17 protein-coding genes and 2 pseudogenes are annotated in these 19,154 nt (G+C 74.2%); 15 read left to right on the forward strand and 4 right to left on the reverse strand.

The annotated features are described in order from the left end of the window. Positions 1–329 (reverse strand): annotated as a pseudogene (locus tag PYV61_RS06895) (hypothetical protein); the annotation flags it as partial. A gap of 88 nt (positions 330–417) precedes the next feature. Between PYV61_RS06895 and PYV61_RS06900 the strand changes: the two are divergent. The 13 genes from PYV61_RS06900 (at position 418) to PYV61_RS06960 (ending at position 13,832) form a co-directional block, all read left to right on the forward strand. Next, complete coding sequence (locus PYV61_RS06900) at positions 418–1,167, forward strand: creatininase family protein (RefSeq protein WP_275829718.1); 750 nt, start codon at positions 418–420, stop codon at positions 1,165–1,167. 55 nt (positions 1,168–1,222) lie between these two features. Further along, positions 1,223–1,924, forward strand: a complete 702-nt coding sequence (locus tag PYV61_RS06905; protein ID WP_275829720.1) for a hypothetical protein — start codon at positions 1,223–1,225, stop codon at positions 1,922–1,924. 169 nt (positions 1,925–2,093) lie between these two features. Then, positions 2,094–3,593 carry a TolC family protein gene (locus tag PYV61_RS06910; RefSeq protein WP_275829722.1) on the forward strand — a complete coding sequence of 500 codons (1,500 nt, stop codon included), beginning with the start codon at positions 2,094–2,096 and terminating at the stop codon, positions 3,591–3,593. Between the two features lie 55 nt (positions 3,594–3,648). After that, positions 3,649–4,947, forward strand: coding sequence for an efflux RND transporter periplasmic adaptor subunit (locus PYV61_RS06915; RefSeq protein WP_275829724.1), 1,299 nt, complete (start codon positions 3,649–3,651; stop codon positions 4,945–4,947). Between the two features lie 143 nt (positions 4,948–5,090). Beyond that, positions 5,091–5,768, forward strand: coding sequence for an ABC transporter ATP-binding protein (locus PYV61_RS06920; RefSeq protein WP_345785218.1), 678 nt, complete (start codon positions 5,091–5,093; stop codon positions 5,766–5,768). 85 nt (positions 5,769–5,853) lie between these two features. Next, positions 5,854–7,098, forward strand: a complete 1,245-nt coding sequence (locus PYV61_RS06925; protein ID WP_275829729.1) for an ABC transporter permease — start codon at positions 5,854–5,856, stop codon at positions 7,096–7,098. A gap of 3 nt (positions 7,099–7,101) precedes the next feature. Then, positions 7,102–8,352, forward strand: coding sequence for an ABC transporter permease (locus PYV61_RS06930; RefSeq protein WP_275829731.1), 1,251 nt, complete (start codon positions 7,102–7,104; stop codon positions 8,350–8,352). A 90-nt stretch (positions 8,353–8,442) separates the two neighbouring features. Continuing rightward, positions 8,443–9,684, forward strand: coding sequence for an ABC transporter permease (locus PYV61_RS06935; protein ID WP_275829733.1), 1,242 nt, complete (start codon positions 8,443–8,445; stop codon positions 9,682–9,684). A 6-nt stretch (positions 9,685–9,690) separates the two neighbouring features. Beyond that, complete coding sequence (locus PYV61_RS06940) at positions 9,691–10,953, forward strand: ABC transporter permease (protein WP_275829735.1); 1,263 nt, start codon at positions 9,691–9,693, stop codon at positions 10,951–10,953. 155 nt (positions 10,954–11,108) lie between these two features. After that, positions 11,109–11,615 (forward strand): hypothetical protein, encoded by a 507-nt coding sequence (locus tag PYV61_RS06945; protein WP_275829738.1) that lies wholly within the window; start codon positions 11,109–11,111, stop codon positions 11,613–11,615. A gap of 60 nt (positions 11,616–11,675) precedes the next feature. Beyond that, positions 11,676–12,407, forward strand: a complete 732-nt coding sequence (gene bshB1, locus PYV61_RS06950) for a bacillithiol biosynthesis deacetylase BshB1 (RefSeq protein ID WP_275829740.1) — start codon at positions 11,676–11,678, stop codon at positions 12,405–12,407. An 8-nt stretch (positions 12,408–12,415) separates the two neighbouring features. Next, the gene (locus tag PYV61_RS06955) at positions 12,416–13,189 is read left to right on the forward strand and encodes a tryptophan 2,3-dioxygenase family protein (protein WP_275829742.1); all 774 of its coding nucleotides are present in this window, start codon (positions 12,416–12,418) and stop codon (positions 13,187–13,189) included. Further along, positions 13,182–13,832 (forward strand): cyclase family protein, encoded by a 651-nt coding sequence (locus PYV61_RS06960; protein WP_275829744.1) that lies wholly within the window; start codon positions 13,182–13,184, stop codon positions 13,830–13,832. Before PYV61_RS06955 ends, PYV61_RS06960 begins: the two co-directional genes overlap by 8 nt. 1 nt (position 13,833) lies before the next feature. Here PYV61_RS06960 and PYV61_RS06965 read toward each other — a convergent pair whose 3' ends face one another. Further along, positions 13,834–14,880 carry a hypothetical protein gene (locus PYV61_RS06965; protein ID WP_275829746.1) on the reverse strand — a complete coding sequence of 349 codons (1,047 nt, stop codon included), beginning with the start codon at positions 14,878–14,880 and terminating at the stop codon, positions 13,834–13,836. Between the two features lie 150 nt (positions 14,881–15,030). Here PYV61_RS06965 and PYV61_RS06970 point away from each other — a divergent pair, with 150 nt between their 5' ends. Both PYV61_RS06970 and mnmA read left to right on the forward strand, forming a co-directional pair. Next, complete coding sequence (locus tag PYV61_RS06970) at positions 15,031–16,200, forward strand: cysteine desulfurase family protein (RefSeq protein ID WP_275829748.1); 1,170 nt, start codon at positions 15,031–15,033, stop codon at positions 16,198–16,200. A gap of 1 nt (position 16,201) precedes the next feature. Further along, positions 16,202–17,308: a tRNA 2-thiouridine(34) synthase MnmA gene (gene mnmA / locus PYV61_RS06975; RefSeq protein WP_275829750.1), complete on the forward strand. Its 1,107-nt coding sequence runs from the start codon at positions 16,202–16,204 to the stop codon at positions 17,306–17,308. A 24-nt stretch (positions 17,309–17,332) separates the two neighbouring features. Here the strand turns inward: mnmA and PYV61_RS06980 are convergent, their stop codons facing one another. Together PYV61_RS06980 and PYV61_RS06985 are read right to left on the reverse strand one after the other, a co-directional pair. Then, entirely contained in the window at positions 17,333–18,739 is a 1,407-nt protein-coding gene (locus PYV61_RS06980) for a hypothetical protein (RefSeq protein ID WP_275829752.1), read from the reverse strand. Continuing rightward, positions 18,740–19,154: pseudogene (locus PYV61_RS06985) on the reverse strand (hypothetical protein); the annotation flags it as partial. It abuts the gene before it with no gap.

Genomic DNA, 19,154 nt, shown 5'->3' on the forward strand with positions numbered 1-19,154 from the left:
CGCAGCGCCAGCGCGTCGGCCTCGGCGAGCGGCGCGGCGGGGCGGGCGCCGAGGGCGCGCAGCGCCGAGTCGCGCGCCTCGCGCAGGACGGCGGCCGCGTCGCGGTCGAGCGCGGCGCCGGCGCGCTGCGACTGCCAGGCGGGGACGAGGAAGGCGAGCGCCGCGGCCACTCGCAGCGGCGGGCCGAGGAGCGCGACCCGCCCGCGGCGCCGCCCGCCGCGGTCGGGCAGCGGCCGGACGGCGAGCGCCACCGAGCCGAGCGTGGCGACCGCCACCGCCGCCAGGTACAGTTCGCGCGGATCGCGCAGGCAGGCGGCCGCGGCGAGCACCCCGGCCGCGTCGAGCGCCAGCCGCCCCAGGCGCCGCCGCGCCCCCGGGGGCGCCCCGCCTCCGTCGTCCGACCCAGCCGCTCGCGAGATGACCGACGCACTCCCCGCGGCCCGGCCGCGGCGCTTGAAGGAGATGTGGCCGCAGGAGGTGCGCGCCGCGCTCGACGCCGACCCGCGGCTGCTGGTCCCCGTGGGCGCCTGCGCGCCGCACGGGGACCACCTGCCGCTCGGCGCCGACACGCTGATCGCCGACCGGCTGGCCGACGACCTGTCGCGCCTCTCCGGCGTCGTGCGCGCCCCGAGCGTGGAGTACGGGGTGAACGCCCCGCACGCGTCGCCCGCCGCCGGCAGCGCGGGGGTGCGCAAGAAGACGCTCCACCGGCTGCTGAACGACCTGCTCGCCTCGTGGGAGGCGTGCGGGGTGCGCGAGTTCGTGCTGCTCACCGCCCACGCCCACGACCCGCACCAGGAGGCGCTGGCGACCGTGGTGACGAACGTCGCCCGCGTGCGGGTGGTGGACGTCTTCGCGGTCGACGTGCGCGACCTGCTGGAGGGACAGGACGAGCCGATGCACGCCGACGAGGTGGACACCTCGCTCCTGCTCCACCTGGCGCCGGAGCTCGTCCGCCCCGAGGGCGCGCTGGATTATATGGTCGAGCGCGCGACGCTGCGACGGTTCCGCCAGGGGCACGGGCGGGGGGCGCTGTCGGCGACGGCGGTGCTCGGGCGCCCGTCGATGGCCAGCGCGGCCAAGGGGAAGGCGCTCTACGAGCGGATCGTCGGGCGGATCGCGACGCGCGTGCTCGACGTCCCGCCGGAGCGGCTGACCGCCCTCTGACGCGCCGACGACCGCGCGCGACCGGTCGGCGAGCGCGAGGGTATTAGCTTACGGCATGCGTGCGCTCCCCCTCCTCCGCTCCCTGATGGCTGCCCTCGCGCTGGCGGCGGCCCCCGCCGTCGGCGCGCAGGTGACGACCGTCGACGAGGGGAGCTTCACGGTCACGCGCGGGGGCGCCACAGTCGGACGCGAGGAGTTCCGGATCCTCCGCCAGCCGGCGGGCCCGGGGACCGAGTACGTGGCGCGGGCGCTGGCGTCGTACGGCGACCGCCGCATCGCCCCCGCGCTGCAGGCCGACCCGGCGGGGCTCCCGCTGCGCTACCAGGTCGAGGTGCGCGAGGCGCGCGCGGTGACGCAGCGCCTCACCGGGCAGCTCGCCCGCGGGCACTTCGCCACGCAGTCGCAGACGGGGAGCAGCGAGTCGGCGCGCACCTACCTCGTGGGCGACACCACGGTCGTCGTCGACGACGAGCTGTTCCATCAGTACTACTTCGTCGCGCTGCACCGGCGCGCCGGGGGCGAGGCCAGCGTGCCGATGCTGGTGCCGCGGCGCGGGCTGCACGGCCCCGCGCGCATCCGCGAGGACGGCGGCGAGCGGCTGACCGTCGGCGCGCGCCAGCTCGACGCCACGCGCCTGGCGGTGACCGAGCCGGGCGGCCGCACGCGCACCGTCTGGATCGACGGCGGCGGGCGCGTGCTGCGGGTGGCGAGCCCCGCCGAGGGGCTGGTCGCGCAGCGCGACGACCCGCCGCGCTGAGACCGCCCGAACGCCCCGTCCCGCGCCACGGTCGAGCTGACCGCGCCGGGGGGGCGGTCGTCACGCCTGCGTCACGCCTGGCGCCCTGCGTGACGGCGCCGCCCTCCGGTGAAACCCGGATCGGGGGGGGCGCGTACTGCCGCCAGACTTCCACGAGGACCTCCCTTCCATGCGACTCCCGCTGCTCGTCGCCGCCGCCGGTCTGGCGGCGACTCCGGCGCTTCCCGTTCCGCCGCTCGGCGCGCAGGCTCCCGCCGCGCCCGCGACCGCCGCCAGCCCCTCGCTGTCGCTGGAGGAGGCGATCGGCCTCGCGCGCTCGAACAACCCGACGTACCAGCAGGCGGTGAACAACCGCCGCCGGGCCGGCGCGCAGGTGCGCGCGGCGTACGGCAACCTGCTGCCGAACGTCGGCACCAATTTCAGCACGCAGTACCGCGAGGGGCGCCAGCAGTTCTTCGCCGGCCAGGCGTTCGGCGCCCAGGCGGACCAGCTGAACTCCTCGGTGAGCGTCGGGGCCGACGTGACGTACAACGTCGCCAGCCTCACCGCGCCGCGCCTGCAGCGCGCGAACCAGGAGGCGGTGGAGGCCGACATCACGGGCTCCGAGCAGCAGCTCCGCACGGCGGTCACGCAGCAGTACCTGCTGGCGCTGCAGCAGTCGGCGCGCGCGCAGCTGCAGGACACGCTGGTCGCGACCGCGCAGTCGCAGCTCGAGCTGGCGCGGGCGCGCGTGGCCGTGGGCGCCGCGACGGTGCTCGACGTGCGCCGCGCCGAGGTCGCGCTCGGGCAGGCGCAGGTGGCGGGGATCCAGGCGCGGAACCAGGCCGAGGTCGAGAAGCTGCGGCTCTTCCAGCAGCTGGGCGTGGCGCAGCCGGACAACGTGCAGCTGACGACGCGCTTCCAGGTCGCCGACGTCGCGGTCGAGCTGCCGGCGCTGCTGGAGCAGGCGCGCCGCGCCAACCCGACGCTCAACGCGCTGCGCACCCGCGAGGACGTGGCCTCGCTGAACGTGCGCTCGGCGAAGGGCGACTACCTGCCGACGCTGCAGCTGAACGCCGGCGTGTCGGGCTTCGGCAACCAGTTCACAAACACCAACGGCCTCGTCTCGAGCGCGCTGAGCAACAAGGTCGGGCAGTGCGCGCAGACGGTCGCGATCCGCAACATCGCCACCGGGCAGACGACCGACCCGGACGTGGCGTGCGGCGGGATCGCGCTGACGCAGACCGAGATCGCGCGCGCGCGCGCCGGCAACGGCTCGCTCTACGACCTGACGCGCAACCCGTACAGCGTGACCGCGACGCTGTCGTTCCCGATCTTCAACGGCTTCACGCGCGAGCAGCGGGTGCAGGAGGCGCAGGCCAACCGCAACGACGCCGCCTACCGCGTCCGCGCGCAGGAGCTGCAGCTGGTGGCCGACGTGACGGGGGCGTTCCGCACGCTCACCGCGCAGCGGCAGACGGTGGCGCTGCAGGAGCAGTCGGCGGCGACGGCCCGCGAGGCGCTGTCGCTGGCGCAGGAGCGGTACCGCGTGGGCGCCGGCACGTTCATCGACGTGGCCACAGCGCGCGACGAGTACGCCCGCGCGCAGACCGACTACGTGAACGCCGTCTACGAGTACCACCGCGCCTTCGCGGCGCTCGAGAACGCGGTCGGGCGTCCGCTGCGCTGACGCGCGCGACCCCGGCCCTCCACCACCTCCGCACTTCCTCCCCTCCGGAGTTCCAATGACCAAGCGCATGAAGGTGACCGTCGCCGTGATCGCGGTCGCCGTCCTCGGCGGCGTCGCCGCGTTCGGCGCGACGAAGCGCGGCGAGAAGCCCACCGAGGTCAAGGTCGAGGCGGTCGCCCGCCGCGACCTCGTCGCCTCGGTGACGGCGAGCGGTCAGATCATCCCGACCACCAAGGTGGACGTCAGCGCCGACGTGACCGGGCGCATCGTGCGCCTGTCGGTCAAGGAGGGGCAGATGGTCACCAAGGGCCAGTTCCTCCTCCAGATCGACCCGGTGCAGTCGGAAGCGGCGGTGCAGCGCTCCGAGGCCGCGGTGTCGTCGGCGCGCGCCCAGGCGGCGCAGGCGCGGGCGAACCTCGTGCAGGCCGAGGCGACGTACAAGCGCCAGAACGACATCGTCAAGCAGAACCCGCAGCTGGTCTCAGCGCAGGAGCTGGAGCAGCTCAAGACGCAGGCCGAGGTGAACAAGGCCCTGTTCGAGGCGGCGCAGCACCAGGTGGACCAGGCGATCGCCGGGCTCCGCGACGCCCGCCGCGCGCTGGAGCGCACCACGATCGTCGCCCCGATGAGCGGCAAGATCACCCGCCTGAACGTCGAGGAGGGCGAGACCGCGATCCAGGGCACGCTGAACAAGGACGCGGCGACGCTCCTGACGATCAGCGACATGAGCATCATGGAGACGAAGGTGAAGGTCGACGAGACCGACGTCGCGCGCATCTCGCTCGGCGACTCGGCCGTGGTGCAGATCGACGCCTTCTCCGACACGACCTTCATCGGCAAGGTCACCAAGATCTCGAACAGCTCGGTCAAGGCGGCGGGCGCCGCGGCGTCGGCCACCGATCAGGCGATCGACTACGAGGTGACCATCCAGCTCCTCAACCCGCCCGAGGACACGCGCCCCGACTTCTCGGCGACGGCCAAGATCGTGACCGACACCCGGAACAAGGCCCTGTCGGTGCCGATCATCGCCCTCACGGTCCGCGAGGACGAGGCGATCGCCAACACCGACACCGCCCCGACCATGGGGAACCGCCAGCCCCAGAAGCAGGTCGGCAAGAAGGACGTCGAGGGGGTCTTCATCGTGGGCGCCGACAACAAGGTGACCTTCCGCCCCGTAAAGGTGGGGATCGCGGGCGAGAAGCACTTCGAGGTCATGAGCGGGCTCAAGGAGGGGGAGAAGATCGTGGCGGGCACCTACCAGGCCATCCGGGACCTGAAGAACGGCGCGATGGTGCGCAGCAGCGCCGACAGCGGCAAGACGAAGGGGGCGGCGACGGCCGTGGCCAAGTCGTGAGCGCGCCCCACCTCGACCACGGCACGGAGGCGGAGGCGCCGCTCAGCACCACCGCCGAGCGGCGGGCGGTCGTCGGCACCACCGGCCAGACCCCGGGCAAGGAGTGGGTGATCGTCACCCGCGGGCTGAAGCGCGAGTACGACATGGGGGGCGAGATCGTGCGCGCCCTCCGCGGCGTCGACCTCGCCATCCGCCGCAACGAGTACGTGGCCATCATGGGCCCGTCCGGCTCGGGCAAGTCGACGCTGATGAACCTCATCGGCTGCCTCGACACCCCGAACGGGGGCGAGTACTGGCTCAACGGGCAGCTCGTGTCGCAGATGTCCGACGACTCGCTGGCGCACGTGCGGAACCGGGAGATCGGGTTCGTCTTCCAGACGTTCAACCTGCTCCCCCGCTCCACCGCGCTGCAGAACGTCGAGCTGCCCCTGGTCTACGCCGGCGTGCCGGCCGCGGAGCGGAAGCGTCGCGCGACGGAGGCGCTGGAGAAGGTGCAGCTGGGCGCGCGCCTCACCCACCGGCCGAACGAGCTGTCGGGCGGCCAGCGCCAGCGCGTGGCGATCGCCCGCGCGCTGGTGAACGACCCGGCCATCCTCCTCGCCGACGAGCCCACGGGCAACCTGGACTCGAACACGTCCGAGGAGATCATGCGCGTGTTCGAGAACCTGGCGAGCACGGGGCAGACCGTCGTCATGGTGACGCACGAGCCGGACATCGCCGCCCACGCCCGCCGGGTGATCGTGCTGCGCGACGGCGTGATCGCCAGCGACGAGCGGCGCGAGCAGTTCGCCGCCCGCATCCAGACCCAGCCGGCGCACTGAGCCGCCCGCACCGGGCGCCCGAAACGGGACACGGGCGGGGCGCGTACGGTCACCCGACGCGCCCCGCCCGTCTCCTATCCCCGCCATGCCGATCCTCGAAGCGGTCCGCCTCGCCCTGACGCAGCTCCGCGTGCAGAAGCTCAAGAGCTTCTTCACGCTGCTCGGCGTCACCATCGGCGTGATGTTCCTGATCGCCGTGGTGTCGGTCGTGAACGGGATGGCGCGCTACGTCGAGCAGGACTTCGCCGGGAAGTTCCTCGGCGTGAACACCTTCTCGCTGCGCAAGACGCCCGACATCAACATGGGCGAGATGACCGAGGCGCAGTGGAAGGCGCTGCAGCGGCGCCCGCCCATCACCGCCGAGGACGCGTACGCGGTGCGCGAGGCGCTGCCCGCGGGCGCGCGGTGGGCGATCCAGGACCTCCGCTGGGTCAACCCGACCACGAGGTACGTGGCCGGCGGCCCGCAGGTGGTCGCGCAGGCGGTGACGACGGACCTGTTCCGCATCAAGGACCTGGCCGTGCAGCGCGGGCGCCTGTTCAACGAGCAGGAGGCCGCGATCGGCTCGGCGGTGGTCGTCATCGGGCAGGCGGTCGCCGAGGAGTACTTCCCCGGCCTCGACCCGATCGGCCGCACCCTCGAGATGGACCGCGTCCCGTTCGAGGTGATCGGGGTGCTGGAGAAGCAGGGGTCGGTGTTCGGGCTGAACCTCGACCGGCAGGTGTTCGGCCCCTTCCTGTCGCCGATGCGGCGGGTCACCAACGCGCGGGTGAACCTCTACGGCGTGGTCGTGCAGGGGCAGAACCCCGCCGAGCAGGCGGTGCTGCAGGAGGTCGTGCGCGAGACGATGCGGCGCCGGCACAAGCTGCGCCCCGGGCAGGCCGACGACTTCGCGCTGGAGAGCTCGCAGTCGGCGCTGACGCAGTGGATGTCGATCAAGAAGTACCTCGTGCTGGCCGGCGTCGTGCTGCCCGCCATCGGGCTCGTGGTCGGCGCGATCGTCATCATGAACATCATGCTGGTCGCCGTCGCCGAGCGGACGCGCGAGATCGGCGTGCGGAAGTCGCTCGGCGCGCGGCGGCGCGACATCCTCGCGCAGTTCCTCGCCGAGTCGACGACGCTCTCGGTGCTCGGCGCCGCGCTGGGCGTGGCCCTCGGCGTCGGGCTGGCGCGCGTCGTCGCGATGGCGACGCCGCTGCCGACCGGCGTCGCCCTGTGGTCGGTGTGGGTCTCGGTGGGGCTGGGCGCGGGCGTCGGCATCGTGTCGGGCGCCTACCCCGCCAGCCGCGCCGCGCGCCTCGACCCGATCAGCGCCCTGCGCCAGGAGTAGCCCGTGCGCCCCGTCGACCGCCTCCTGTCGCTGCTCGAGGGCGTCGCGATCGCGCTGGACGCGATGCGCGCCAACAAGGTGCGCGCCGGCCTGACGATCCTCGGGATCGCGGTCGGCGTGTTCGTGGTGACGGTGATGTCCGCCGCCGTGCACGGGATCAACGGCGGCGTCACCAAGGCGATCGCCGCCGCCGGCCCGACGACCTTCTTCGTGACCAAGTGGCCGGGCGAGCTGGTGAGCTGCAACGGCTCCGCCGACTCGTGCCCGTGGCGCCGCTTCCCGCCGCTGACCATCGGGCAGGCCGAGCGCGTCGCCGCCCTGCCGTCGGTCAAGCTGGTGGTGTCGCAGGTCGGCTCGTCGTCGCCGGTGCGCTACGCCGACCGCGACCTGCCGAGCATCGGGGTGAGCGCGTACACGCCCGGCTGGCTGGAGGTCGAGGCGGGGGCGCTGGTGGACGGGCGCGACTTCACGTCGGCCGAGAACGACGCCGCCGCGCCGGTGGCGCTGGTGAACCCGAAGCTGGCCGAGCGGCTGTTCGCCGGCGGCGACGCGGTGGGCAAGGTGATCCGCGTCTCGGGGCAGCAGTTCACCGTGATCGGGGTCTTCGAGCCGATCGCGACGGCGTTCGACTCGGGGGAGAAGGGGCGGCTCTACGTCCCGTTCGAGACCGCGCGCCGCCGCCTCGACGTCGGCGTCGCGTGGATGCAGATGACGGTCAAGCCGCGCGAGGGGGTGGCGCGCGACGAGGCGCTCGACGAGGTGCTGTCGCTGCTGCGCGCGGAGCGCCACCTGCGCCCCGCGCAGCCGAACGACTTCCACATCTCGACGCCCGAGAAGATCCTCGAGATGTACAACAAGGTGGTCGGCGCCTTCTTCCTCGTCATGATCGTCCTCTCCGCGGTGGGGCTGATCGTCGGCGGGGTGGGCGTGGTGGCGATCATGATGATCTCGGTCACCGAGCGCACCCGCGAGATCGGCGTCCGCAAGGCGCTGGGCGCCACCCGCGCGACGATCCTCTGGCAGTTTCTGGTCGAGGCGGCGACGCTGACCGGGATCGGCGCGGTGATCGGGCTGGTGCTGGGCGCCGGGCTCTCGGCGGTGATCCGCTCGCTGACGCCGATCGAGGCGGCGGTGCCGCCGACGGCCGTCGTCGCCGCCCTCGCCGCCAGCGCCCTCACCGGCATCCTGTTCGGCATGCTCCCCGCCGTCCGCGCCGCCCGGCTCGACCCGGTCGACGCGCTGAGATACGAATGACGCTGCGGGCCGCGGGCTGCGGATCTCGATCCCGCAGCCCGCAGCCCGCAGCGCCGCGCAGTACTCTGCTCCTCCTTCCCGCCTAGTCCGATGCCCCTGCTCGAAGCCGTCCGGCTCGCGCTCCAGCAGATCCGCGTGCAGAAGCTCAAGAGCTTCTTCACCGTGCTGGGCGTGCTCATCGGCGTCATGTTCCTGATCGCCGTCATCTCCATCGTGCAGGGGATGAGCAACTACATGGAGAACGACTTCGCCGGGAAGCTGATCGGCGGGAACACGTTCACCGTGCGGCGCTTCAACTTCATCGGCGGCGACTACTCCGAGGAGGAGTGGCGGCGGATCCAGCGGCGCCCGCGCCTCTACACGGCCGACGTGCGGGTGATGCGCGACGCCCTCCCGCCGGGGACGGCGACCGCCATCTCCAGCCAGGACCGCGTGTGGGCGGTGACGCCGTACGCGCGGCGCCGGCAGGTCGACGCGGTGGCCACCGACGGGGATTTCTTCCGCATCAAGCAGTACAACCTGTCGAGCGGCCGCGCCTTCACCCCGCAGGAGGCCGACCTCGGCTCGCAGGTCGTCGTGATCGGCGACGAGGTGGCGAAGGACTTCTTCCCCAACCTCGACCCGGTCGGGCGCGAGATCCGGCTGGGCGGGATGCCGTACACGGTCATCGGCGTGATCGAGAAGCAGGGGAACGTCTTCGGCTTCTCGCTCGACCGGCAGGCGGTGGCGCCGTTCAACAGCACGCTGCGCCGCATCACCAACCCGCGCGGCGACGTGGACGGGCTGATCGTGCAGGCCCCGACGCGCGAGATGCTCTCCGACCTGATCGAGGTCACGCGCGAGACGATGCGCTCCCACCGCGGCCTCGGCCCGGGCGAGGAGGACAACTTCTCCTTCGAGACGTCCGACTCGGCGCTGCAGTTCTTCGACGAGATCAAGGGGAAGATGCTGGTCTTCGGCACCGCCCTCCCCGCCATCGGGCTGATCGTCGGCTCGATGGTCATCATGAACATCATGCTGGTCGCGGTCGCCGAGCGGACGCGCGAGATCGGGATCCGCAAGGCGCTGGGGGCGCGGCGGAAGGACATCCTGCGCCAGTTCCTGGTGGAGTCGGCCACGCTGAGCCTCGTCGGCGCGGCGATCGGGATCGGGCTCGGGCTGGGCGCCGCCAAGCTGCTGGCGCTCGCCTTCCCCTTCCTGCCGGCCGGCATCGCGCCGTGGTCGATCGGCGTCGCGCTGGTGGTGGGCGCGGGCGTCGGGATCGTGTCGGGCGCCTACCCCGCCAGCCGCGCCGCGCGGCTCGACCCCATCACCGCCCTGCGCGCGGACTGAGCCCCCATGAACTTCTTCGCCCGCGTCTTCCAGACCTTCCAGGGGATCGGCATCGCCCTGGAGGCGCTCCGCGCCAACAAGGTGCGCGCCTTCCTCACGATCTTCGGCGTCGCCATCGGCGTGTTCGTCGTCGTGGCGATGGCGGCCACGGTGCACGGGATGACGCGCTCGTTCCAGAACGACGTCGAGTCGTTCGGGGCGACCTCGTTCCAGGTGCGCCGCCGCCCGATCAACGTCAGCTTCGGCCCCAACGAGGACGACCCGAGCCGCCGCAACCCGCCGCTGACGCGCGACGAGGCGGCGATGATCCGCGCGCTGCCGTCGGTGGCCGCGGTGACCGAGATCTGGGGGGACCAGAAGCCGTTCCGCTACCGCGACCGCGCGCTGCCGTCGGTGGGCTACGACGCGCTCAGCTCCGAGTGGATGGAGACCGACAAGGGCGACATCTCCCCGGGGCGCAACTTCAGCGCGCAGGAGGAGGCGGCGGCCGCCCGCGTGGTCATCATCAACGACACGCTCAAGTCGCGCCTGTTCGGCGAGTCGGACCCGATCGGGAAGCAGATCACGATCGACGACCAGCCGTTCACCGTCATCGGCGTCTACCACACGACGGCCGGCTTCCTCAAGTCGATGGACGGGCGCGGCCCCGACCGCCCGCGCGGCATCATCCCGATGACCACGGCGCGCCGCCACCTGAACCTGTGGACGCGCGGCGTCATGCTGATGGTCAAGCCGCGCGACGGGACGGTGCAGGCGGACGTGATGGACGAGGTGACGGCGGCGCTGCGCGGGACCCGCGGGCTGCGCCCGTCGCAGCCGAACACCTTCGCGCTCGTCACGTCGGACCGCATGATGGAGACGTTCGACAAGCTGTTCGGGACGCTCTTCATCATCGGCCTGAGCCTCTCGGCCGTCGGACTGCTGGTCGGCGGCGTCGGGGTGGTGGCGATCATGATGATCTCGGTGACCGAGCGGACGCGCGAGATCGGCGTGCGGAAGGCGCTGGGCGCCACCAAGGCGACGATCCTCTGGCAGTTCCTGGTCGAGGCGATCACGCTGACCTGCATCGGCGCGTCGGTGGGGCTGCTGCTCGGCTGGGGCGCGGCGGCGATCATCCGCAACCTGTTCGAGTCGATCCCGGCCGCCGTCCCCGCGGGCGCGGTGGTGAGCGCGCTGGTCGTCTCGGCGCTGACGGGGGTCGCGTTCGGCATGGTGCCGGCGGTCCGCGCGGCCAAGCTCGACCCCGTCGAGGCGCTGCGATACGAGTAGGCTGACCGGTCGGCCGGGGGCGGTGACCGGGGGGTGCGCGGCGCGTCTTGCGGATGCGCCGCGCACGTTCACATGTTCCGCGGCCCCCCCCACGCGCGGCGCCCCTCCGGCTCCGCGCCGCCGCCTGCCGTCTCCGTCGTACGGAGGGACATCCGATGCACCGTCCCCTCGCCCGCCGCGTGCGCCTCGTCGCGCCCGCCCTCCTCGTCGTCGCCGCGCTCCCCGCCTGCCGCAGCGGCTTCCAGATCAGCCCCATCTCCGAAGGGATGACCTCGGAGACCCTCCTCGGCTGCGTGGCCGAGGTGGCCGAGCAGAACGGGCTCCCGGTGATCGAGCAGCGCCCCGACGCCGCCGAGCCGACGCTGTGGGCGCGCAGCACCGACCTTGAGAGCGCGGCCACCGCCGACGCCGCGGCGCCCCGCCGCGTGGACGTGCTGACGGTGTCGTTCCGCAAGCTCGGGCACGGACTCAAGGTGCTGGCGCAGACGTTCGACCTGCGCCAGGGCGCCCCGGCGGCGGCGCCGGCCGCGCTCGTGCGTCCGGCCGGGCGCACCGCGAACGACGACACCGACGGCACCCTCTGGCACGCGACGGCGCCCTCGCTGCGCGTCGCCGAGGCGCGCGACTCGGTGCTCGCGCGCTGCGGGAGCCTCGGGCGCTGACGCCCTGACGGCGCGGGACTCGGTGGCGGCCCCGCGACGGGGCCGCCTACATTCCCCGCCATGGCCGACCTCCTTCCCCCGCTCGACGTCCTCGCGATCGGCCCGCACCGCGACGACGTCGAGCTGACCTGCGCCGGGACGCTGCTGCGCGCGGCGGCGCAGGGGCACCGCACCGGCGTCCTCGACCTGACGCAGGGCGAGATGGGGACGCGCGGCTCCGCCGAGCTGCGCGCCGAGGAGGCCGCCGCGGCCGCCCGCGTCCTGGGGCTCGCGACGCGCGAGAACCTCGGGCTCCCCGACTCCGGGATCCAGAACACCGACGCGACGCGCGCCGCGCTGGTGCAGGTGCTCCGCCGCCTGCGCCCGGCCGTGGTGATCGCGCCGTCGCCGGTCGGCCGCCACCCCGACCACCGCCTCGCGTCCGAGCTGGTGCGCGACGCGTGCTTCCTGGCGGGGATCGTCAAGTTCGCGCCCGCCCTCCCGGCGCACCGCCCGCGCAAGGTCGTCTTCTCGCTCGCCTACCGCGAGGACCACGTGAAGCCGACGTTCGTCGTCGACGTCACGGACGTGTTCGAGCGGAAGCTGGACGCGATCCGCTGCTACGGCTCGCAGTTCGACGGGCTGACGCAGGCGGGCGAGGTCATGCCCAACGGCGAGCCGCTGTACGACATCGTGCGGCACCAGGCGGCGCACTACGGGTCGCTGATCCGCGTCCGCTACGGCGAGCCGTTCCTGACGCTCGAGACGATGCGCGTCGACGACGTCACCACGCTGCAGGTCTCCACGTTCTGACCCCGCCGATGCCCACCGACACGCCCGACGCCCCGGTCACCTACGGCTCGTACCTCGCGCTCGACGAGCTGCTGGCGCTCCAGCACCCGCGCTCGGGCGCCGACGGCGGCGCCGAGCAGCCCGACGAGCTGCTGTTCATCGTCGTGCACCAGGCCAGCGAACTGTGGTTCAAGGTGCTGCTGCACGAGCTGGACGGGCTGCGGGGCTGCCTCGCCGAGCGCAACGCCGAGTCGGCGCTCTGGCGCGTGCAGCGGCTCAACGCGCTGACGCGCATCGTGTCGTCGCAGCTGACGGCGCTCGACACGCTGCCGCCGCAGCGCTTCCTCCAGTTCCGCGGCTACCTCGGCAGCTCCAGCGGGTCGCAGAGCGTGCAGTTCCGCGCCATCGAGGCGGCGAGCGGGCTGCGCGACCCGCACTTCGTGCAGGTGCTGCGCGAGCACGGCGAGATCCCCGCGCTCGTGCAGGCGGAGCTCGACAAGCCGGCGCTGCAGGACCTCTTCCTCGGCCTGCTCGCCGACGCCGGGGTGCAGCCGGAGGAGCTGTACACGGGCCCCGGCCCCTCGACGCTGTTCTTCCTCGCCGAGGGGCTGCTGGAGTACGAGCAGCAGTTCGCGCGCTGGCGCTTCGCGCACGTGCAGCTGGTCGAGCGGATCATCGGCCTCGGCACGCAGGGCACGGGCGGCACGCTCGGCGCGAAGTACCTGGCCCGCACGGTGGCGCAACGCTTCTTCCCGCAGCTGTGGGAGGTGCGGAGCCGGCTGTACGGCGCGGCGCGTGGCTGACCCGCGCGATCCCGCGCCGCGCCTGCTCGACGTCAGCGTGGTCGTCGGCCCGGGGACGCCGGAGTGGCCCGGCGACGTCCCGTTCTCGTGCGGGTGGACGTGCACCATCGCCGGCGGCGCGGCGATCAACCTGTCGGCGATGACGCTGAGCCCCCACGTGGGGACGCACGCCGACGCGCCGCTCCACGTCGCCGACGGCGCGCCGGCCTCGGACGCGCTGCCGCTCGACGCGTTTCTCGGCGCGTGCGAGGTGGTGGACGTCACGGGGCTCGACGGCGAGCTGTCGTACGACGCGCTCGCGGCGCGCGGCGCGCGCGCGGGGGCGACGCGGCTGCTCCTGCGCACGGGGCGCACGATCGCCGACGGCGCGTTCCCCGACGCGTGGCCGTGGCTCGCCCCCGACTGCGTCGCGCGCCTCGCCGCCGAGGGGCTGCGGCTGCTCGGCGTCGACGCGCCGTCGGTGGACGCGCGCGAGAGCAAGACGCTGGCGACGCACCACGCGCTCTTCGGGGCCGGGGCGTACAACCTCGAGAACCTCGACCTGCGCGGCGTGGCGCCGGGGCGCTACGAGCTGGTGGCGCCGCCGCTGCGGGTGGCGGGGCTCGACGGGGCACCCGTGCGGGCGCTCCTCCGCGAGGGCTAGGCTAGCCGTCGCGCCCGCCGAGCGAGCGGAGTCGGTCCCAGACGCTCCCCGGGACCAGGAGGTCGTCGGCGATGGCCGCGATCTCCTCGGCGTCCTGCCAGGCGCGCTCCAGCGCCGCCAGCTCGCCCTCGAGGGCGCGGCGCTCCTGCTCCTCGTGCACGGCCATCTCCAGCGCCAGCCGGTCGGCGGGGCGCAGCGCGAAGAGCCCCGTCTGCGGGATCCGGTCGCGCCCCCACCACGACGAGCCGGTCTCCCGCGCGTCGGCGCGCGTGGCGGCGGCGCGGCGGCCGAGCCGCTCCAGGTAGGCGTCGGCGCTCCCGGCCTGCTCGACCTCGGCGACGGCGGCCTGCACCTCGCGCGCGGAGCCGCCGTAGCGGTTCACCGCCGGGACCAGCAGCGCCAGCGCCCGCCGCGCGTCCTCCCCCTCGAAGCGCCAGCGGCCGCGGTGGGAGCCCACCTCCAGCACGAGGCCGCGCCCCGGCTCGTCCAGCAGGCGCGTGTCGGCCAGCATCCGGCGCTCGACGTGCACCGGGTGCCCCGGCAGGTACGGCAGGCGGGCGACGACCTCGCCCGGACTCCCGCGCACCAGCCGCTGGACGGCGCTGCCCGCGACCCCGATGAAGCCCCCGATCCCGACGCCGGCGACCGCTCCGCCGACCACCAGCGCCCCGATGGCCCCCACGCCGGCCCCGGCGACGGCCAGCTGCCGCCGCCGGCGCCGCCCGAACTGGTCGCCGTAGCGCCAGGCCGCGAACTCGGGGCGCAGCGGCCGCCCGATCCGCACCAGCTCCAGCCCGTCCCCGACCCGCGCCAGCCCGACGTTGTCGGTGGCCGCGCGCAGCCGGGTCTCGCGGTACAGCCGCTCGGCCCCCTCGATCGCCTCCCACCGCTCCTCGAGCGGGGTCAGGTTCCACCGCTCGCAGCGCCGGCAGACCACCCAGAGCCGCCCGCGCTCCGCGTCGTAGGCCAGCCGGCGCCCGACCGGGAAGGCCTCGAGGGTCTCGTTGCGCCCGAGCGGGGCGTGGCAGAAGAGGCAGGAGGCGTACACGCCCTCAGGATCGGGAATGTCGCCGATGTCCGGTAGTGTCTCGCCGGACGCTGCGGGCTGCGGACTGCGGGTCTCCGGATCCGCAGTCCGCAGCCCGCAGCGTCCGGCGCGCAGCTGGCCGACTGCCCGGGGCTTCCCGTATCTTACAAGATGCCCGAGCCCATCTACCTGGACCACGCCGCCACCACGCCCGTGCGGGACGAGGTGCGCGCCGCGATGGAGCCCTTCCTCGGCCCGCGCTTCGGCAACCCGTCGAGCGCGCACCGATGGGGGCGCGACGCGCGCACTGCCCTCGACGAGGCGCGGGAGCGGGTGGCGCGCTGCCTGAACGCGCGCCCCGACGAGGTCTGCTTCACCTCCGGCGGGACCGAGGGGGACAACCTGGCGGTGTTCGGGCCGTGGCGCGCGCGCCGCGCCGGCGGGCGACGGGCGATCGTGACGTCGCCGATCGAGCACAAGGCGGTGCTCGCCGCGGTGCACCACGCGGCCGAGCGCGACGGCGCCGAGGAGCGCGTCGTCCCCGTGGACGGCGACGGGCTGGTCGACCGCGAGGCCTACCGCGCGGCGCTCGCGGGCGCGGCGGTGGCGTCGGTCATGTGGGTGAACAACGAGGTCGGCGTGGTGCAGCCGATCGCCGAGCTCGGCGCCGAGGCGCGCGCGCAGGACGTCGTGTTCCACACCGACGCCGTGCAGGCGTTCGGCAAGATCGCGATCGACGTCACCACGCTGCCGGCGGACCTGCTCACCATCTCGGGGCACAAGATCGGCGCGCCCAAGGGGATCGGCGCGATCTACATCCGGCGCGGCACGCCGCTCGAGCCGCTGTTCTACGGCGGGGCGCAGGACCGGGGGCGGCGCCCCGGCACCGAGAACGTCGCCTTCGCCGTCGGGCTGGCGCTCGCCGCCGAGCTGGCGGTCGCCGAGCGCGAGGAGGAGTGCGCGCGCCTCGGCGCCATGCGCGACGCCTTCGAGGCGCGGCTGCTCGCCGAGGTGCCCGACGCGGTCATCCACGGGCGCGGGGCGCCGCGCGCGCCGCACGTCTGCAACGTGTCGGTCCCGGGCGTCGACGCCGAGTCGCTGCTGATGGCGCTCGACCTCCAGGGGATCGCGGCGTCGGGCGGGTCGGCGTGCCAGACGGGGAACGCGGCGCCGTCGCACGTGCTGCTGGCGATGGGCGTCGCGCCCGAGCTGGCCGCGGGCGCGGTGCGCCTGAGCTTCGGCTGCCTGTCGACGCCGGAGCAGGTCGACCGCGTGGCGTCGCTGCTGCCGGCCATGGTCGCGCGCGCGCGCGCCGCCGCGTCGGCCGTCCCGGTGTGGTGACGTGAGCGGGCGGGAGCGGGTGCTGGTCGCGATGAGCGGCGGGGTCGACTCGTCGGTCGCGGCCGCGCTGCTCGTGGGGCAGGGCTACGACGTCGTCGGCGCGACGATGAAGCTGTTCTGCTACGGCGAGGAGGTCCCCGACCGCCCCTGCTGCTCGCTCGACTCGATCGACGACGCGCGGCGCGTGTGCCAGCGCCTCGGCGTGCCGCACTACGTGCTGAACCTCGAGGACCGGTTCGGCGTCGACGTGGTCGACGACTTCGTGGCCGAGTACGCGCGCGGGCGCACGCCCATTCCCTGCGTGCGCTGCAACACCTTCACCAAGTTCCGCGACCTGCTGCGCAAGGCCGACGCGATCGACGCGCGCTGGATCGCCACCGGCCACTACGCGCGCGCGGAGGGCGGCCGCCTGCTCCGCGGGCGCGACCGCGGCAAGGACCAGTCGTACTTCCTGTGGGGCGTGGACCGCGCCGTGGTGGCGCGCATGCTCCTCCCCGTCGGGGACTCGACCAAGGCCGAGACGCGCGCGGCGGCGCGCGCGCTGGGGCTGGACGTCGTCGCCGAGAAGGTCGAGAGCCAGGACATCTGCTTCGTCCCCGACGGCGACCACACGAAGATCATCCGGCAGCGGCTGGGCGACGACGCGCCGGCGCTGGCGCGCGGGCCGATCGTGCTCGCCGACGGCCGCGTGGTGGGGGAGCACGACGGGCACGCGCGCTTCACCGTCGGCCAGCGGCGCGGGCTCCCGGGCGGCTTCGCGGAGCCGATGTACGTGGTCGCGATCCGCCCGCGCGAGCGCGCGGTCGTGATCGGGCCGCGCGAGCAGCTGCTCGGGCGCGGGCTGGTGGCGCGCGGCGTCAACTGGCTGGTCGACCCGCCGGCGGCGGGCGCGACGCTGGAGGTGCAGGTGCGGCACCGCGCGCGCGCCGTCGCCGCGGAGCTGGTGCGCGCCGACGGCGACGAGGTCGAGCTGGCGCTGCAGGAGCCGGTGGCCGCGATCACGCCGGGGCAGTCGGCCGTGCTCTACGCGGGCGAGCAGGTGCTCGGCGGCGGCTTCATCGAGGCCGCGACCGGGCAGCGCCTCGCGCTCCCCGTGCTGGCCGCGTAGTCGCGTCGGCGGCGCGGGCCGCGGTCAGTCGCCGTGGTAGCGCGCGGCGAACGCCTCGACGAGGCGACGCGGGACCGGCACGCCGTTGTGGTCGTTCGCGAAGAACACCACCCCGTCGATGCGGTCGCGGTACGCCACCGCGATGTCCTCCAGCCGCCGCGACTCGGCGGCGTAGTCGCGCATCGACGCGTACGTGTACCACGGGTCGACGTAGTCGAGCGTCGCCAGGATGCGCGGCCCGTCCCCGAGCGCGAGCTTGCTGCGCAGGTTGTCGAGGTAGCGCCCCGTGTCGGTGATGACGCAGAACCCCGACGCCATCAGGTAGTCGAACGCGCGGTAGCCGCTGCGCGGGAAGCTGAACGTCTCGCGCTCAACGTCGACGTTGTTGTACGAGTCGAACCACATGATCTCGCGCGGCCCGTAGGCGCGGCGCGAGTAGTCGAGGAACGCCTGGATGGCCGCCGCCTCGTCGGCCGTGTACCCCGGCCCGCGCCCCGGCTCCCACTTGCCGCGCGTGCCGAACTGGTTGCCGTACAGGATGCCGTCGAAGCCCATGTCGCGCAGGTACTCGGCCGCCTGGTCGACGATGAACTCCCCGCACTGCTTCCCCGCCGGGGCGCCGCCGGGGGCGCTCGCGTAGATCAGCGAGTCGGGCTTCAGCCGCCCGCGGATGTCGAAGCTCTCCAGGCGCAGGTCCATGCACTCGGGGTGGCGCGTGTACTTCCAGTACTCCCACGCCATCTCGGGGCCCGGGTCGATCTGGTCGTACACCTTGAGCCGGGTCCCAGACGCCGCGGCGACGTCGTGGAACGCGCGCACGATCCCGGCGATCTGCCGGAAGCGGAGCTTCCGCGCGAACGCCGGCACGTCCTTGCCGTCGGTGTACGCGGCCCACATCACCGAGTCGCCGGCGTAGCGCGGCCCGCGGTAGCTCAGGATGTGCTCGCTGTTGCCGACGGCGAAGATGACGACCACCTCCGCGGCGCGCGCGGTCAGCGGCTCGTAGTGGCGCAGGAACGACTCGACGCCCTGCCGCGGGTTCTCGAAGTCGGCGAGGATCTTCGGCGTCGCGAAGAGCACGACGGTGCTCGGCCGCGCGGCGACGGTGACCGCGGTGCGCGCGGCGGCGCGCAGGCGCCCCTGGCTCGCCCACGCCACCACCGAGCCGGCGCCGCGCGTCTCGCACCGCACCTCGGCGCTGTCGCCGCGCTGCACGACGCTGGTGCGCCCGTCGGCCGAGGCGATGCGCAGGCGCGGCGGCGTCCCCTCGCGCGAGGTGGCGGTCGCGCGCACGACGACGGTGCGCCCCGGCGCGCAGTCGATGGACGCGGGGGAGAGCGAGACGGTGAGCGGCGCGTCGGCGGAGGCGGGCGGGCGCTCGGTGCACCCCGCCGCGACGGCGAGGGCGAGCGGGGCGAGGCGGCGGAGCACTCAGCGCGGGGAGGCGGGGGGCCAGAGCTGCCGCCACCGCTCCCGGGTCACGGCGTACCCGATCGCGGCGCCCAGCAGTCCGTTGATCGTTGCTGCAACGACGAGCGCCGGGCCGATTTCGTTGCGCTGACCGGCGGCGCCGGCGGTGCCGACGACGACCACGCCGAAGCCCGCGCCGAGCAGCGCGCCGAGCGTGGCGCCGGCGCCGACGTTCCCGCGGCCGCGCACCTCGACCGTCGCCACGCGGCCCGCGGGGATCGCGTGGGTCTCGCCGCGCCAGGTGCCGAGCAGCGCCAGCGCGTCGGCGCGCGGCGCGAGGACGTGTCCCTGCAGTCGCGGCCCGCCGGCCACGCGCACGGCCACGTAGCGCCCCTCGGCGAGCGCCGCGCGCGCCGCCGCCAGCCCCGCCCCCCGC

It is taken from the genome of Roseisolibacter sp. H3M3-2 (assembly GCF_029211165.1).
In the GTDB taxonomy this organism is placed as follows: domain Bacteria; phylum Gemmatimonadota; class Gemmatimonadetes; order Gemmatimonadales; family Gemmatimonadaceae; genus Roseisolibacter.

Bases quoted from the DNA above. Each gene is read 5' to 3' on its own strand.
- PYV61_RS06900 (WP_275829718.1), top strand. From the start codon at position 418: ATGACCGACGCACTCCCCGCGGCCCGGCCGCGGCGCTTGAAGGAGATG.
- PYV61_RS06905 (WP_275829720.1), top strand. From the start codon at position 1,223: ATGCGTGCGCTCCCCCTCCTCCGCTCCCTGATGGCTGCCCTCGCGCTG.
- PYV61_RS06910 (WP_275829722.1), top strand. From the start codon at position 2,094: ATGCGACTCCCGCTGCTCGTCGCCGCCGCCGGTCTGGCGGCGACTCCG.
- PYV61_RS06915 (WP_275829724.1), top strand. From the start codon at position 3,649: ATGACCAAGCGCATGAAGGTGACCGTCGCCGTGATCGCGGTCGCCGTC.
- PYV61_RS06920 (WP_345785218.1), top strand. From the start codon at position 5,091: ATGGGGGGCGAGATCGTGCGCGCCCTCCGCGGCGTCGACCTCGCCATC.
- PYV61_RS06925 (WP_275829729.1), top strand. From the start codon at position 5,854: ATGCCGATCCTCGAAGCGGTCCGCCTCGCCCTGACGCAGCTCCGCGTG.
- PYV61_RS06935 (WP_275829733.1), top strand. From the start codon at position 8,443: ATGCCCCTGCTCGAAGCCGTCCGGCTCGCGCTCCAGCAGATCCGCGTG.
- PYV61_RS06940 (WP_275829735.1), top strand. From the start codon at position 9,691: ATGAACTTCTTCGCCCGCGTCTTCCAGACCTTCCAGGGGATCGGCATC.
- PYV61_RS06945 (WP_275829738.1), top strand. From the start codon at position 11,109: ATGCACCGTCCCCTCGCCCGCCGCGTGCGCCTCGTCGCGCCCGCCCTC.
- bshB1 (WP_275829740.1), top strand. From the start codon at position 11,676: ATGGCCGACCTCCTTCCCCCGCTCGACGTCCTCGCGATCGGCCCGCAC.
- PYV61_RS06955 (WP_275829742.1), top strand. From the start codon at position 12,416: ATGCCCACCGACACGCCCGACGCCCCGGTCACCTACGGCTCGTACCTC.
- PYV61_RS06970 (WP_275829748.1), top strand. From the start codon at position 15,031: ATGCCCGAGCCCATCTACCTGGACCACGCCGCCACCACGCCCGTGCGG.